Below are 16,527 nucleotides of genomic sequence, written 5' to 3' on the forward strand. Positions count from 1 at the left end.
TGCCCTTCGGCTGAGGGATTCATCTGGTTTGGTTCCCATCTATCCGCGCGCGCAGGGCCTGTCCACCAGCGGCAGTGGCCGACACCGGAAAAAGCCCGCCGCCGCCATGAAAAAGGCCGGGGACATGCCCCGGCCTTTTGCTCTGCGAAGTGTATCAGGTGTCCATCACATCATCATCGGCGGCCTCACCGTCGGCCATGTGGAAATCCAGCCCGTTGGCGGCGCGGATGCGCTCTTCGATCTCGGCCGCGGTGGTCGGGTTGGATTTCAGGAACAGTTTGGCATTTTCACGCCCCTGCCCGATCCGCTCATCGCCATAGGAATACCACGAGCCCGACTTTTCGATCACACCGGCCTTGACGCCAAGATCGACCAGCTCGCCGGTTTTCGAGATGCCTTCGCCATACATGATGTCGAATTCCACCTGTTTGAACGGCGGCGCCACCTTGTTCTTGACCACTTTGACGCGGGTAGAGTTGCCGACCACCTCATCCTTGTCCTTGATCGAGCCGATGCGGCGGATGTCGAGCCGGACGCTGGCGTAGAATTTCAGCGCATTGCCGCCGGTGGTGGTTTCGGGCGAGCCGAACATCACGCCGATTTTCATGCGGATCTGGTTGATGAAGATCACCATGCAGTTGCTGCGGCCGATACTGGCGGTCAGCTTGCGCATCGCCTGGCTCATCAGACGGGCCTGCGCGCCCATCTGCATGTCGCCCATATCGCCCTCGATTTCCGATTTCGGGGTCAGCGCCGCCACCGAATCGACGACCACAAGGCTGACCGCGCCGGAGCGGACCAATGTATCGACAATCTCCAGCGCCTGTTCGCCGGTGTCGGGCTGGCTGATCAACAGCTCATCCAGATTGACGCCCAGTTTCTTGGCATATTGCGGGTCAAGCGCGTGTTCGGCATCGACAAAGGCGCAGACGCCGCCCTTTTTCTGCTCTTCGGCAACCACATGCAGCGTGAGCGTGGTCTTGCCCGAGCTTTCGGGGCCGTAAATCTCGATGATGCGGCCTTTTGGCAGGCCGCCGATGCCAAGCGCGATATCAAGCCCCAAAGAGCCGGTTGATGTCGCCTCGATATCCATTGCCGGGCTGTTCATCCCCAGCCGCATGATCGAGCCTTTGCCGAACTGCCGTTCGATCTGTGCCAGAGCGCTTTCAAGCGCCTTTGACTTGTCCATTTCGCGCTTCCCGTTCAAATCGAGGAGGTTCGCCACCGCCATTGTCCCGCTCCTTATTTCACAGCCGCGCCACGGCGGCAATCATTGCCGGTGTTCGCCAAGTGTTCTCATCTATATGAGATCAAATGCAGAACATATCAACCAGATTCTGGTAAATTCAGCTTTTTCACAATCTGGTTAAGCGATAGTTTACGCGGAGCAATGAAACGCATCCGACAGAGATGCTCAAAGGGACAGTAAACGGTGCTGGTATTCTGGGAACAACGTCTGGCGATCCTTGCAACGCCGAAAACCGGCTCGACCGCGATCGAGGCTGCGCTCGAGTCGCTGGCCGCGCTGTCGATCCAGCGGCCGCCGGTGCTGAAGCACACCAATGTCGCCCGGTTTCACCGCTTTGTCGGGCCCTATCTGGCGGCGGCGGCGGGCGGGCCGTTTACCGTGGTGGCGATGATGCGCGAGCCGCGCGACTGGCTGGGCAGCTGGTATCGTTATCGCAGCCGCGACGACATTCCGGATGAGGCCAAAAGCACCCAAGGCATGAGCTTTGATGCATTTGTCCAGGCCTGGTGCAGCACGCCGCGCCCGGCCTTTGCCGATGTCGGATCGCAGGCGCGGTTCTTGCATGGGGGCGAGGGGCGCGCGGCTGACCGGGTGTTCCGCTATGAAAACATTGACGCTTTCGTCGCATTTCTGGAGGATCGGCTGGATTTTCAGATCATCCTGCCGCAGCTGAATGTCTCACCCAAAGCCTCGTTGGATCTGTCACCAGACACGATGGCGCGGCTGCAAACGGTCGCGGCTGAAGATTTTGCGCTGTACAACAGTCTGGATTGAGCAAAGGTCAGTGCAGCTGACCCTGTACGGTGATGGCCAGATCGTTGAGCGAGAATGGTTTGGCCAGAAACACCGAATTCGGCATCCTCGCCTGTTCTTCGGACAGGCAATCTTCGGCATAGCCTGACATGAACACCACACGCACATCCGGCCGCGCCTCACGCGCGAGCTTGACCCAGCTTGGCCCGTCCATGCCGGGCATCACCACATCAGTCACAAAGACATCAATCGCAAGGCTGCGGTCTTCAAGCAGGCGCAGCGCCTCTTCGGCACAATCGGCTTCCAGCACTGTATAGCCGCGCAGGCGCAGGGCGCGGCTGGCAAAGGCGCGCACCGGCGCCTCATCTTCGACCAGCAGCACCACCCCCTCCCCCTGCTTGAGCACGATCTTGCGGGCGGGCTCAGCAGCGGGGGCCGTCGCCTCGTCTTCGGTGGGGTGGTGGATCGGAAAATAGAGGTGGAACACCGACCCCTCACCCGGGGTGGAATCGACAAAGATGAAGCCGCCCGATTGTTTGACGATGCCATACACCGTTGACAGGCCCAGGCCGGTGCCCTCGCCCGCGCGTTTGGTGGTGAAAAACGGCTCGAAGATCTTTTCCAGCCGGTCCGCAGGGATGCCGACCCCGGTGTCGATCACCCGGATGGCGGCATAGTCCCCCACCGGCACCACGGCGCGGTTGCGGCGCAATTCATCCTGCAGGGTCAACGCTTCGGTCTCGACCCGGATGGTGCCGCCCATCGGCATGGCATCGCGGGCGTTGACCACCAGATTCATCAGCACCTGTTCCAGCTGCCGCTTGTCGGCGCGGATCATGCCAAGATCGGGCGCATGGGCCAGCCGCAGCCGCACCTTTTCCCCGACCAGCCGGTTGAGCAGATGCGCCATATCCGACAGCACCTCCTGCAGGTCGATCCGTTGCGGTTTCAGCGTCTGCTTGCGCGAAAACGCCAGCAGCTGACCGACCAGAGCGGCGGCGCGGTTGGCGTTCTGGTTGATCTGCACCAGATCGGCAAAATCCTTGTCCTCGCGCGAGTGGCGCAGCAGCAACAGGTCACAATGGCCCGAAATCGCGGTCAGCAGATTGTTGAAATCATGGGCAATACCACCCGCAAGCTGGCCGATGGCCTGCATTTTCTGGCTTTGAACAAACTGCGCCTCCAGCCGCTTCATAGCAGTGGCATCCTGCACCACGGCCAGAACGCCGGGGCAGCCGTGATCGACATAGCGCCGAAGGGTCACCTGATGAAACGCATCGGCCTGACCGATCCGGGCGCGCAGCACCTCGGAGCCGACCAGCTGCCGTTCAGACGCGACATCGGCAACCCAGTCAAGGACCGAGCGGCCAAGACCTTCGTAAATGTCGTGAAACATCGGCCGCGCGTCGCTGGCCAGATCCAGCACATCGCGGGCGGCACGGTTGGCGGCCATCAAGCGGCCCTCGCCATCAAAGCGCAGCAGGGCGACCGGAAGCCCCTCAAAATCTTCCAGGATCTGCTCACCTGCGGGTCGGTGGCTGACCGGCAGCAGATAGATCTCGCGCCGCTCACCCGCGCCGGAAATCTCGGCCAGAATGGCGCGCACCGGGCCATCGACCCCTGCCACCTCCAGCTCTTCGCCGCTGCGCAGGACGGGGGTGGAAAACACCCGGTCCAGCCGTTTGGGGCGGCCACCGAGCAGGCGGCGCATCGCCTCGTTGGTGAACAGCACCACCCCTGATTTGTTGACAATCAGCATTGGCAGGCTCAGCCCTTCGGCCCCGCGCCCGGAGACGGCGCGATCCACAAACTCTTCCAGCCGCCACAGAAACCGCCCCTCGGCGATGCGATGCACCGACAGGCGCGAATGGCCCCGGCGTGTCACCACATCCTCGCGCGTGGCGCCGGCGGTCTGAGCCCGCGATTGCAGACGATAGAGCACCGAGGCCGGGCTTGCGAAATGATCCTGCAGGGCAGACATCAGAGAGGCCGCTGCGCCCCCGAACCGCGCCTGCGCAGCCGTATTGCGGTACAGGATCTGACCCTGAGCATCTGTGGTGAAACAGGGTGTCGCATCCTGACCGACCAGCAGCGCGACCGACCGCTCTGCCGCGCGTTCGGTCCGGGTGGCCAGAAAGACCAGGGCCCAGAGCAGCCCGACCAGCGCGCCCAGCGTCAGCGCCACGACCGAGGCCGCCACCCGCACCGAAGGGTCAGACGCAACCGCCGCCGCCACCCCCGCCGCCAGCGCACCGGCCAGCAAAAGCCGCGACCGGGTGGCCAGACCGCGCAACACGGCGATGATTTCGCTGCTTCCCTGAACGCCAGCCAGCACACCCATCCCCATCTGCACCCGTTTCTCGCGCAGCACAGCACGGCAATCGTTAAGACGTTCTTAACCGCCGTCGCATTGCCTGCGAAAAACCGCTCATAGGGGTGTAGGTTACGGTTGACCTTGCGTCAACAACGCCAGAAAGAAGCCATCGCCGCCCGTCAGCGGGGTAAAGCGCTGGGTGCTTTTCAGGCACCAGCCGGGGGTGCGCGTCAGAAAGGCAGCAATCCGGTCTTCGTTCTCGGCGCGCAGCAGCGAGCAGGTGGCATAGGCCAGCATGCCACCAGGACCAGTCATCGGGGCCAGACGGTCCAGAATTTGGTCCTGTATCGTGCCGATTTCTGCCAGCCGCCCGGGCGTCAGCGCCCATTTGCCTTGCGGATCGCGCCGCCAGCTGCCGGAACCGGAACAGGGTGCATCGGCGAGGATCAGGTCAAACGGTGCCAATGCCTCGGGCGTTTCAGTCAGCTTTACCTTTGCCCCGGCTCGGCTGGCCCGGCTGGTCAGATCGCGCATCCGGGCGGGAAAGGCGTCATGGGCAAAGAGTGACAGGCTGGCGCGTGCGGCCATCGCCAGCGTCTTGCCACCGCCGCCAGCGCAATGATCCAGCACCCGCATGCCATCGCGCAACGGCAGGGCGTTGACCACGGCCTGCGACGCGGCATCCTGCAATTCGACGAGACCGGACAGATAGGCCTGACTGGTCTGGATCTTGCGCGCGCCGTCCGTCACCTCCAGTGCGGTATCGGCCAGAGCATGTGGCTCTGCCGTAATGCCCTCAGTCTGCAATGCTGCGATGGCCTGCGCGACAGTTGCCCGCCGCAGATTGACCCGCAAGAACACCGGCGCACGCTGACGCAGGGCCTGTGCAATACGGGTCAGATCGTCGCCCAGCGACTCCGTCAGCTGCGGCAGCAGCCAATCGGGCAGATCGAGCGCCTCCGCCGCGTCGGGCGCGCGGCCCTCTTCCCCCGGGGTAACCGGATGCGGCGCATGGCCCTCACCGGTAAACAGCGTGGCCGGATCAGTGCCCGCCGCGCGCAAAGCACCCAGCATCAGCCCCCGCCCGGTTTCGGCCCCGCCCATTGCCGCATAGGACCGGCGGCAGCGCAACGCGTCATAGACCAGATCGCGCACCGCATTGCGGTCGCCCGACCCGGCAAAGCGGCTCGCGCGGCCCCAGTTGGTCAGCACCTGTTCCGCAGGCGCGCCAGTCAGAACACGGTCCAGCACCTCGATCGCGGCAGACAGCCGGGCGGCGGGAGTCATGATTTGCGTTCCTGCAACATGTTTCCACCATCAACCACCAGCGTGATCCCGTTGACATAAGACGCCGCAGGTGACGCCAGAAAGGCGACACAGGCCGCGACCTCTTGCGGAGTGCCGGCGCGACCCATCGGCGATTTCCGGGCGGCGGCAAATTCGCCCTTCTGCGTGGCTTCGGTGCCGATCCAGCCGGGGGCGACAGCGTTGACCGTCACACCATTCTTCGCCACCTCCAGTGCCAGCGCATGGGTCAGACCCACCATCGCCGCCTTGGCCGCCGAATAGGCCGAACTGCCCGGAACCGAGACCAAAGGCCCGGTGACCGAGGCCATCATCACCACGCGGCCAGAGCCCTGATCCACCATTGCGGGCAGAAACGCGCGGGTCACCAGAACGGCGGTGGTCAGCGACAGATCAAATTCCCGCCGCCAGGCATCGGCATCGGATTTGACAAAGGTGCGGATGCGCTGAGGCTCTGCCTGTGTGCCCATGCCCGCGTTGTTGACCAGAACATCAACCGGCCCCAGCTCCGCCAGACGCGCAACGTCAACCGGGTCGGTCAGGTCGCCCTGAAAGGCTGTGGCGACAAAGCCCTCGGCCATCAGCTCCGCCGCACGCGCGTGGATGCGACCCGAAGCCCCGGCGATGATCAGCTCATACCCCGCAGCCCCCAGCGCCCGGGCGCAGGCAAGGCCGATGCCGCCCGCCGCCCCTGCCCCTGTGATCAGCGCGCGCATCAGCCGACCCGGTAGTTCGGGCTTTCGCGGGTGATCTGCACGTCATGGACGTGGCTTTCCTTCAGCCCGGCGCCGGTGATGCGGACAAATTCGCAGTTTGCGCGCATCTCGGCCACGGTGGCGCAGCCGGTATAGCCCATTGCCGCCCTGAGGCCGCCGACCATCTGGTGAATGACCTGAGCGGCCGATCCCTTGTAGGGCACCTGCCCCTCGATCCCTTCGGGCACCAGCTTGTCGCTGGCGGCGTCTTTCTGGAAATAGCGGTCAGCCGAGCCGCGCGCCATCGCCCCCAAAGAGCCCATACCACGATAGGATTTATACGACCGACCGTTCCACAAGATCACTTCGCCCGGCGACTCGTCGGTGCCCGCAATGGCAGAGCCGACCATGGCGCAGCTTGCCCCCGCCGCGATGGCCTTGGCGAAATCGCCGGAATACTTGATGCCGCCATCGGCGATGATCGGAATATCCCCCGCCGCCCTCGCCGCATCCATGATCGCGGTCAGCTGCGGCACACCCACACCGGCGACAATGCGCGTGGTGCAGATCGAGCCCGGGCCGATGCCGACCTTGACCGCATCAGCGCCTGCGCCGATCAGGGCGCGGGTGGCCTCTGCCGTCGCCACATTGCCCGCCACCACCTGCACGGTGTTGGACAGCCGCTTGATCCGCTCTACCGCGCGGGCCACGCCTTCGGAATGGCCATGTGCGGTGTCGATCACCACCATATCAACGCCCGCATCAATCAGCGCCTGCGAGCGTTCAAACCCGGCATCACCGACGGTGCTGGCGGCGGCGACGCGCAAGCGCCCCATCTCGTCCTTGCAGGCGTTGGGGTTCAGCACGGCTTTTTCGGTGTCTTTCAGCGTCAAGAGCCCGGTCAGCTTGCCGGTGCCATCAGTCACCAACAGCTTTTCGATCCGCCGCGCCTTCATCAGGCTGATCGCCTGTTCCCGGTCGATCGGCTCGTGCAGCAGCGCCAGATTGTCCGACGACATCATCACCGACACCGGCGTCTTGTCATCGCTGGCAAAGCGCATGTCGCGGTTGGTCACGATGCCAAGCACCCTGCCCTGCGCATCCACCACCGGAAAGCCGGTGATATTGTAGCGCCCCATCAACAGCTTGGCATCCGCCAAGGTCTGATCCGGGGTCAGGGTGATCGGCTTGTAGACCACGCCGGATTCAAAGCGCTTGACCCGGCGCACTTCGGTCGCCTGCGCCTCAAGGTCCAGATTGCGGTGGATCACGCCGATCCCGCCCGCCTGCGCCATGGCAATCGCCATCCGGCCTTCGGTCACCGTGTCCATCGCGCTGGACAAGAGCGGGATGTTCATGCGGATGGATTTTGTGACAAAGGTAGACGTATCTGCATCTGACGGCAGCACCGATGATGCCGCCGGAACCAGCAGAACGTCGTCAAAAGTAAGGGCCTCGCGAATCTCCATGGGAGCCTCCAAAGGAGTGATCGTTTGGCGGTTCCCTGTTTCACCTCTGCCAGAGGGATGCAAGCGGAAATGGCAGCGCCTTTGGCTGGCCGCGACAAGGGGGCTGCCTGCCCCCTTGAACCCCCGGGAGTATTTTTACCAAGATGAAGGCCAAAAAAACCTGCCCGCAGTTCATCTTGGAAAAAATACTCGCCGGGGGAAGGCCGAAGGCCGCGGGGGCGGCAAGCCCCCGGCGACGCTGATGCAGCGAAGTGACCCTACAGGTCGCGGTACTGCTTTTCCTGCCGGGCAGTCCAGCGCAGGGTCAGGGTCCAACCGTCATCGGTCTGCGCCTCCTCCTCGACCACGCCCTGCGCATGCAGCCAGGCATGGCGTCTGCCGTCGCTGAACGGCAATGTGAGCGTGCGTTCGGTTTTCTCTTCGTCAAAGACCAGAGACACCCGGTCAAGAAGCGCGTCCACCCCCTCGCCGGTCAGGGCCGAGACCGCCAGCACATCGTCGCGCTGCGCGGCCTGGCTCGCCAGTGCCTCGCGCGCGGAGCCGTCGACCAGATCCAGCTTGTTCCAGATTTCCAGCATCGGCGTGGCTTTGTTCACGCCAAGCGAGGTCAGAATATCCATCACATCCGCCGCTTGCTCGGCCGATTCCGGATGGGCAATGTCGCGGACATGCAGGATCAGATCCGCCGACAGCACCTCTTCCAGCGTGGCGCGGAAGGCGGCGACCAGTTGCGTCGGCAGATCGCTGATGAAGCCCACAGTGTCGGACAGGATGATCTTGCGCCCCGCCCCGCCCTGCGGGGTCGGCAGCACCATCGCGCGCATGGTCGGGTCCAGCGTGGCGAACAGCATGTCCTTGGCCAGCACTTCGGCCCCGGTGATGCGGTTGAACAGCGTCGATTTGCCGGCGTTGGTATAGCCCACCAGCGCGACAATCGGGAACGGCACCTTTTTGCGGGAGGCGCGGTGCAGCTCACGGGTTTTCACCACCTTGGCCAGCTGCCGTTTAAGCCGGATCACCTGGTCGTCGATGGCGCGACGGTCAGCCTCGATCTGGGTCTCGCCGGGGCCGCCGACAAAGCCAAAGCCGCCGCGTTGCCGTTCAAGGTGGGTCCAGGCGCGGACCAGACGGGTGCGCTGAAACGACAGTGCCGCCAGTTCGACCTGCAACACGCCTTCACGAGTGCGGGCGCGGTCGGCGAAAATCTCGAGGATCAGCCCGGTCCGGTCCAAGAGCTTGACGCCCCATTCCTTTTCCAGATTGCGCTGCTGCACCGGCGAGACCGGGCCATCGACCAGCACCAGCCCCACATCCAGTTCCTTGAACCGGGCGGCCAGCTCTTCGACCTTGCCCGAGCCGAACAGCATGCCGGGGTGCAGCCGTTGCAGGCGCACCACCTCGGCCCCGACCACCTCCATCTTCGGCAGGGCGGCGGCCAGACTGACCGCCTCGGCCAGCCCGTGTTCGGGCAGGCGACGTGACGGGCTGGATTTGATATCCGGGTGCAGCACAAAGGCCCGCATCGCGGGGCTTTCGCTTTCATAAGCGTCGATACCTGTGCCCGTGTCGGGCCAGATATCGTCGTCTTCATCGTCTTCAGGAAGATCGGAAATCAGTCTTCACCTTCATAAAGGTTGATCGGTGCGCCCGGCATGATCGTGGAAATCGCATGCTTGTAGACCAGCTGCGATTGACCATCCCGGCGCAAGAGCACGCAAAAATTGTCAAACCATGTGATGACGCCTTGCAGCTTCACCCCGTTGATCAGGAAAATCGTTACTGGAACTTTTGCCTTGCGGACATGGTTCAGGAAAGCATCCTGCAAGTTCTGTTTATCACCGGCCATTCTCTTCGTGCCCTTAATGTTGCGCGTTTTATCCGTCCCTCGGCTTATAAGCCTGCCGCTGGCGCATTGGTAAGCAGTATGGGACGCGAATCGCGGAGATTCCAGCCCAAAAAACAGTCCTTTACCGATGGATGTGTCAGCGTTGCCAGCTGGACGGCGCAAATAGCGCCAGCAGCGCCAGTGTCTCCAGCCGTCCGACCACCATCACCATGGCCAGAAACGCCTTGGCCACTGTCTCCAGCTCGGCATAGCGGATCGGGGCGGCACCGGCCAGATCGGCCAGCTGACCGGTGGTGGAAAGCGCCGCAAGGGTCAGCACCAGCGCATTCTCGAACGGCAGGTTCATCAGCGACAGGGCGGCGGTGCTGACCGCGATGGACAGCGCGAACAACATGAAGAACAGCCAGGCAAAATAGGCCCCCTCGCGGCGCAGACGCCGCGCCTGCGACCCCTGCCCACCAATCGACGACGGGTGGATCAGCTTTTCCAGCTCGCGCTCGCCATGACGGAACAGCGCATAAACCCGCAGCAGCTTGACCCCGCCTGCGGTGGTCGCCACCCCGCCCCCGATGATCGCCAGCCCCAAGAGCACAAGCCCCGGGCTGGGCAGGCCCGACCAGCTGCGCGCCGCCGCCCATTCGCCGGATTCGTAGCCGGTGGTGGTCAGAAAGCTGACCGCCATGAAAAACGTGCCCCACAGCGCCCGCAAGGCCGAGGCCGCGTCATCGGTCGCCTCGACCTCAATCGCGCCGATGAAATGGCGAAAGAACAGCACGGCGGTGGTGGTGGCAATCAGAATGGTCGCCAGCCGCACCTCAGGGTCGCGGCGCAGCGGGCCCTGCATCAGCGCAAACTGGGTGCCGGGCAAAAACCGCCGGGTGATGGCCAGCATCAGGAAGATCACGATCAGCGCCTCGCCCACCAGCCCGGTGCGCAGCCCGCTCAGATCGCCATCGGTGCCGATGCCAGAGGTCGAGAGCGTGCCCATGGCATGGATCAGCGCCAGCAGGTTCACCTCGCCCGCGATCATCAGCAACAGCCACAACAGCAGCGTCAGGCCGGAGTAGATCGGGAACAAGAGCAGCGTATAGCGCAGGAACCGCTGCGACGGATCGGCCACACGGGTGATCTGGCTCAGCCCATCCGCTCCCCGCCCCGGCGCGCGGCCCGACATCACCTCGACCCCGCCCAGGTTCATCGGCGCCAGAATGGCGGTGGCGGTCACCAGAATGAACAACCCGCCCAGCCAGCCCACCGTGGCGCGCCACAGATGCAAGGGCGCCGACAACCGCCCCGGCGTGTCGTAGACAGAGGCGCCGGTGGTGGTGAAACACGACACCATCTCGAACCAGGCATTGGTGAAACTGGTATCAGGCACCGCTTGCGTGACGGGTATCGCAAAGATCACCGGCATCAGCGCATAGGCCCCGACCAGTGATGCCAGCTGGCTGCGTGCCACATTGCGCGGCCGCCAGTTCGATGTGGCCAACCAGACCATGCCGGTCACGATCAACACCAGCACGCCCGAATAAAAGAACCCCTGCGCCACCCGGTGCGCATCGGTCAGCGTGGCATGGGCCGCAGGCAGGAACATCGCCACACCCGACAGGGCCGACAGCGTGACCAGCAAGGGCGTCGCCAGCAGCCGATCGCGCAAAGCCATCAGAAAAAGTCGATGGAGACCTGCAACAGCCGCTCCACCTCCCGCACGTCCGGGGCCATGGCGAACAGGGCGATGATATCCCCCGCCTCCAGCCGCAGCTCGGCCGTGGGTTTCACCACCTTGTCCGCCTTCATCACGCCGCCGACCAGCACCCCTTCGGGAAAGTCGATCTCGCGGATCATCTTGCCCGCCAGCGAGCTGGTGGACAGGATCTGCGCCTCGATCATCTCGGCCTCGGCATCGCCGATGGAATAGACCGCCCGCACCCGGCCATGCCGGATATGACGCAGGATCGAGCTGACGGTGGTGGCACGCGGGTTGATATAGGCGTCAATATCCAGCGGCCCCATCATCGGCGCGAGGGTCGGGTCGTTGACCAGCGCAATCGCCATCTGGCACCCGGCCTGTTTGGCGCGCACCGCGACCAGCAGGTTGGTCTTGTCATCATCGGTGACCGCCAGCACGGCATCGGCGCGGTCAATCGCCGCTTCCATCAGGATATCCATATCCATGCCGTCGCCATGCAGCACAATCGTCCGTTCCAGCGCGTCGGCAGCGCGTTCGGCGGTGGGGCGCGATTTCTCGATGATCTTGGCGCGCACCCGGTCGCTGCGCGCCTCCAGCGCGCGGGCAACGCCAAGGCCGACATTGCCGCCGCCGATGATGACGATGCGTTCCTGCTTTTTGGTTTTCTTGCCAAAGATTTCCAGCGTGCGGTTCACATCTTCGGAATGGGTGAAGACGTAAATCTGATCGCCCGCAAACAGCTGATCGCCCGGATCGGGCGAAAACAGCCGCCCCTCGCGCCGCACACCGACGACGATGGCGCGCAGGGTGGAAAACAGATCGTTCAGCTGGCGCAACGGCGTGTTCAGCACCGGGCAGTCTTCGTCCAGCGCGATGCCCAACAGTTGCGCCCGGCCCAGCATGAAGCTTTCGGTGTCAAAGGTCGATGGTGCCGCCAACCGCTGCAAGGCGGCCTCGGCCACCTCGCGTTCGGGGCTGATCACCACGTCAATCGGCAGATGGTCGCGGCGGTACAGGTCGGAATAGATCGCATCCAGATAATTCTGCGCCCGCAGCCGCGCAATCTTGCGCGGGACCGAGAACACCGAATGCGCCACCTGACAGGTAACCATGTTCACCTCGTCGGAATGGGTGGCGGCGATGATCAGATCGGCATCGCGCGCGCCCGCCCGCTCCAGAACATCGGGGTAGGAGGCAAAGCCCGCAATCCCCTGAACATCCAGCGTATCTGTCGCGCGGCGCACCAGATCGGGGTTCACGTCCACCACCGTCACATCGTTGCGCTCATTGGACAACTGACGCGCGATCTGCCAGCCGACCTGACCCGCGCCGCAGATGATGACCTTCATGTCAGCCCCTTATAGGGTGGCGGGTGAAACATTGGCCCCGCCACACCGCCCCTGCATCGCAGAAGGCGGCGCCGGGGTCAATCGCGGGGTCAATGATGGCCGGATCAGCCTTCGTCTTCGTCCTCCACCTCGTCGAAATGCGCCGACCGGCCGCCGGATTTCGAGGTAGTGACCACGCCCAGCGATTTCAGTTTGCGGTGCAGGGCAGAGCGTTCCATCCCGACAAAATTGGCGGTGCGGCTGATATTGCCGCCAAAGCGGTTGATCTGGGTCAGCAGATATTCGCGTTCAAACACTTCGCGCGCCTCGCGCAGCGGCAGGGTCGCCATTGCCCCGCCCAGCACCAGCCGCCCGTTGCCCTCCACCACCGCCTCTTGTCCCGGCAGTTCGGTGGCCTCGATCGCGCCATGGGCTTCGCCCAGAATCAGCACCCGCTCGATCACGTTGCGCAACTGGCGCACGTTGCCGGGCCAGGCGGTGGTCTGCAGCATCGCCTCGGCCTCTTGCGTCAGCTGGCGCAGCGGCAGGCCTTGGGTGCGGTGGAACAGGTCGATGAAATGCCGGGTCAGCTCGGGAATATCCTCGCGCCGTTCCTCCAGACTGGGCACCGGGATCGGCACCACGTTCAGCCGGTCATAGAGTTCCTGCCGGAAGCGCCCCGCCGCAATTTCCGCCCGCAGATCGCGGGTTGTCGAGGAAATGACCCGCAGATCCACCCGCACTTTGTCGGTGCCACCGGCGCGGGTGAACTGCTGCTCCACCAACACGCGCAGGATTTTCGACTGGGTGCCGACGGGCATATCGGCCACCTCATCGAAGTAGACAACGCCGCCATGCGCCTGTTCCAACAGGCCTTTTTCGATACCACGCTCGGTGGTCTCGCGCCCGAACAACACCTCTTCCATCCGGTCCGGTTCCACCGTCGCCGAGGACACGCTGACAAAGGGCGCGCTCGCACGGTTGGAGTTGGAATGGATGAAACGCGCCGCCATTTCCTTGCCGCTGCCGGATGGCCCGGTCAGCATCACCCGGCCATTCGACTTGGTGACCTTTTCCAGCTGTGCTTTCAGCGCGCGAAACGCCGGGCTGGAGCCGAGCATTTCCGAACTCGTCACCTCTCTCCGGCGCAGATCGGAGTTTTCGCGGCGCAACCGGCTGGTTTCCATCGCGCGGCTGACCACCACCATCAGCTGATCAATGTTGAACGGCTTTTCGATGAAGTCATAGGCGCCCTGTTTGATCGCCGCGACCGCAATCTCGATATTGCCATGCCCCGAAATGATCACCACCGGCACATCGGGGTTGTCGCGTTTCACGGTCTTCAGAATGTCGATCCCGTCCATCCGGCTGTCCTTCAGCCAGATGTCGAGGATCATCAGACTGGGCGGATCGGCGTTGATCTCGGCCATGGCATCGTCGGAATTTCCTGCCAGACGAATGGCATAGCCTTCGTCCTTCAGAATGTCCCCGATCAACTCGCGAATGTCTTTTTCGTCATCAACGATCAGAATGCTCATCTCAGCCTCCCTGGCCCTGTGCGACCATGTTGTTGCGCGCCCGTTTGCGGGTCAGGCGCGGCAGACGCAGTTCTGCCATCGCGCCCGCATGGGCATTTCCTTTAAAAACCGGGGCATCCAGCAGTGCCAGCGTCCCGCCGTGCTCTTCAATGATCTTTTTCACAATCGGCAGCCCAAGCCCGGTGCCCTTTTCACGGGTGGTCACATAGGGCTCGAACAGGCGGGCGCGGTCTGGCGGCAGGCCGATGCCATTGTCCATGATGCGGATGGTCACGCCGTCGTCATCCGGGGCCATCTGCACGCGGATTTCGGGCACATGCCCGGCGGGCGCGCCCTTTTCCTGCAAGGTTTCAATGGCTTCGCCAGCGTTCTTGATCAGGTTTGTCAGCGCCTGATTGATCATGGTCGCATCCAGCTCCATCACCTGCGGCCCATCGGGAATGTCAGAGACAAAGCGCACCAGCGGCTGGCCGCTTTCCTGCAGGGTCACCGCATCGCGCAGCAACCGGGTCAGGTCGGTTTCGCGGCGATCAGGTTCGGGCATGCGGGCGAATTTGGAAAATTCATCAACAATGCGCCGCAAGTCATTGGTCTGCCTGACAATAACGTCCGTATACTGCTCCAGATCGGCGGGTTCGTTCACCTGATCACGGAACTTGCGCTTGATCCGTTCGGCCGACAGCGCAATCGGGGTCAGCGGGTTCTTGATTTCATGCGCGATGCGCCGGGCCACATCGCCCCAGGCCGCCATGCGCTGCGCGCTGACCAGATCGGTCACGTCGTCAAAGGCCACCACATAGCCTTCCAGCCGCCCGGTGTCGCTGCGCCGCACGCTCATCCGCACCAGCAGGCTTTCCAGCTTGCCCTTGCGGGTCAGCCGCACCTCTTCCTGCACGCCGCCGCTGTTGCTGTCGCGCAGACGGTCGAACACCTGGGCAAATTCGGGCACCGCTTCGGCCAGCGGCATGTCTTCGACGCCCTTGATCATATCCAGCAACCGCTCTCCGGCGCGGTTCACAAAGTCGATCTGGCCTTCAGGGTTCAGCCCGATCACCCCGGCGGTGACGTTCGACAGCACGGAATCAAACAACCGCCGCCGCCGTTCGGTCTGGCGGTTGTTTTCCACCAGCGCCTCACGCTGGCCTTTCAGCTGGCGGGTCATCTGATTGAACAACCGGCCCAGCATGGCGATTTCATCATCGCCCGGCTCTTCCTTGACCTGCACATCCAGATCGCCGCCGCCCACCCGCTGCGCCGCCCCGGCCAGACGGCCCACGGGTTTCGACAGCCGCTCGGCAAACCACAGGCCCAGCCAGGTGGCGGCCAGGATCAGGATGATGGCAAAGCCCAGATAGATCAGGCCAAAGTTGAGCAGCACCCTGCCCCGGTCCGCCTCCAGCTGGTTATAAAGCCGCACGGTTTCGCGGGTGGAATCGAGCAGCGACAACAGCTCGCCATCGACAGTGCGGCTGACGTAAAGATACCGGTCGACATAGGCCTCCAGCGCGACGACAGCGCGGAATTCGTCGTTCTCCCAATCCTCGATCACCTGCGGCCCTTCGGTCCGGGCGCGGGTCAGCACGTCGGTGGGCGGGGTTTCGAAATCAAACAGATAGGACCGCTGGCCACGCGTCAGCAACGTGCCGCTGCCGTCGATCAGAAACGCCTCTTTCAGCCCGCGCTGCACCGCCGCCTGTCCCTGCGACAGCAAGGGGCGCAGCCCGTCATCGGGCAGGAAAAACGTCGATTGCTTGGCCACGTTCAGATAGGCCGCCAGCGAGGTGGCATCCTCGATCAGGTCATCGCGGCTTTGGCGGTGATAGGCCTGCGCCGCCGACAGCGAGGTGCCGACCACCGAGCGGACCCGGTCGGAAAACCAGCCCTCCAGCCCGATGTTGACCGTCAGCACCGCAAACACCGCGACCAGCACCGTCGGCACCAGCGCGACCAGCGCAAACACCCCCGACAGCCGCAGGTGCAGACGCGAGCCTGCCGACTGGCTGCGCCGGTCTGCCACCAGCCGCGCCACCCGCGCCAGCACCAGGGCGGCAACCACCAGAATATAGACCAGATCGGCCAGCAGGATCAGACGCAGCGCCGGGCTGTTGGAGCCCTGACTGAACGGACCGAGTGTCAGGAAGGTGAATACCGCCAGCAACGGCCCCAGAAACACCAGCCCGAACGTGGTGGCGGTCTGCACGCGCCGCTGCCTGCGCAAGCGCGCCAGCCGTTCCCAGGCTGCTGATCCCAACGCGCGCTGCACTCGTCCCCGACCCCCGATGCGGGCGCGTCATCCGTGCCCATTCCGCCACATCTGGTGCCGTATCGCCATGGGGCGGG

The 16,527-nt window shown here is 63.8% G+C and carries 12 protein-coding genes; 1 reads left to right on the forward strand and 11 read right to left on the reverse strand.

Going from position 1 to position 16,527, the window contains the following annotated elements:
- Positions 1–154 precede the first annotated feature (154 nt).
- Positions 155–1,231 (reverse strand): recombinase RecA, encoded by a 1,077-nt coding sequence (gene recA / locus J2X53_RS10315; RefSeq protein WP_349037411.1) that lies wholly within the window; start codon positions 1,229–1,231, stop codon positions 155–157.
- 201 nt (positions 1,232–1,432) lie between these two features.
- Between recA and J2X53_RS10320 the strand changes: the two genes are divergently transcribed.
- The gene (locus tag J2X53_RS10320) at positions 1,433–2,023 is read left to right on the forward strand and encodes a hypothetical protein (RefSeq protein WP_349037412.1); all 591 of its coding nucleotides are present in this window, start codon (positions 1,433–1,435) and stop codon (positions 2,021–2,023) included.
- Positions 2,024–2,030: 7 nt separating this feature from the next.
- On the opposite strand, the gene J2X53_RS10325 is transcribed toward J2X53_RS10320, so the two are convergent.
- The 10 genes from J2X53_RS10325 to J2X53_RS10370 all read right to left on the reverse strand — a co-directional run bounded on the left by J2X53_RS10325 (position 2,031) and on the right by J2X53_RS10370 (position 16,450).
- Positions 2,031–4,349: an ATP-binding protein gene (locus tag J2X53_RS10325; protein ID WP_349037847.1), complete on the reverse strand. Its 2,319-nt coding sequence runs from the start codon at positions 4,347–4,349 to the stop codon at positions 2,031–2,033.
- Between the two features lie 96 nt (positions 4,350–4,445).
- Positions 4,446–5,603 carry an RsmB/NOP family class I SAM-dependent RNA methyltransferase gene (locus tag J2X53_RS10330; RefSeq protein ID WP_349037413.1) on the reverse strand — a complete coding sequence of 386 codons (1,158 nt, stop codon included), beginning with the start codon at positions 5,601–5,603 and terminating at the stop codon, positions 4,446–4,448.
- Positions 5,600–6,337 carry an SDR family oxidoreductase gene (locus J2X53_RS10335; protein WP_349037414.1) on the reverse strand — a complete coding sequence of 246 codons (738 nt, stop codon included), beginning with the start codon at positions 6,335–6,337 and terminating at the stop codon, positions 5,600–5,602. Before J2X53_RS10335 ends, J2X53_RS10330 begins: the two co-directional genes overlap by 4 nt.
- On the reverse strand, positions 6,337–7,785 hold the full coding sequence (guaB, locus tag J2X53_RS10340) for an IMP dehydrogenase (protein WP_349037415.1): 1,449 nt from the start codon (positions 7,783–7,785) through the stop codon (positions 6,337–6,339). Before guaB ends, J2X53_RS10335 begins: the two co-directional genes overlap by 1 nt.
- Before the next feature lie 257 nt (positions 7,786–8,042).
- Entirely contained in the window at positions 8,043–9,308 is a 1,266-nt protein-coding gene (hflX, locus tag J2X53_RS10345; protein WP_349037416.1) for a GTPase HflX, read from the reverse strand.
- Between the two features lie 89 nt (positions 9,309–9,397).
- Positions 9,398–9,631: an RNA chaperone Hfq gene (gene hfq / locus J2X53_RS10350; RefSeq protein WP_023664101.1), complete on the reverse strand. Its 234-nt coding sequence runs from the start codon at positions 9,629–9,631 to the stop codon at positions 9,398–9,400.
- Positions 9,632–9,767: 136 nt separating this feature from the next.
- Positions 9,768–11,294, reverse strand: coding sequence for a potassium transporter TrkG (locus J2X53_RS10355; protein ID WP_349037417.1), 1,527 nt, complete (start codon positions 11,292–11,294; stop codon positions 9,768–9,770).
- On the reverse strand, positions 11,294–12,670 hold the full coding sequence (trkA, locus tag J2X53_RS10360) for a Trk system potassium transporter TrkA (protein WP_349037418.1): 1,377 nt from the start codon (positions 12,668–12,670) through the stop codon (positions 11,294–11,296). Before trkA ends, J2X53_RS10355 begins: the two co-directional genes overlap by 1 nt.
- 104 nt (positions 12,671–12,774) lie before the next feature.
- Positions 12,775–14,187, reverse strand: coding sequence for a sigma-54 dependent transcriptional regulator (locus J2X53_RS10365; protein ID WP_349037419.1), 1,413 nt, complete (start codon positions 14,185–14,187; stop codon positions 12,775–12,777).
- 1 nt (position 14,188) lies between these two features.
- On the reverse strand, positions 14,189–16,450 hold the full coding sequence (locus tag J2X53_RS10370) for a PAS domain-containing sensor histidine kinase (protein ID WP_349037420.1): 2,262 nt from the start codon (positions 16,448–16,450) through the stop codon (positions 14,189–14,191).
- Positions 16,451–16,527 lie beyond the last annotated feature (77 nt).

Source organism: Pseudotabrizicola sp. 4114, assembly GCF_031457365.1.
Classification (GTDB): domain Bacteria; phylum Pseudomonadota; class Alphaproteobacteria; order Rhodobacterales; family Rhodobacteraceae; genus Pseudotabrizicola.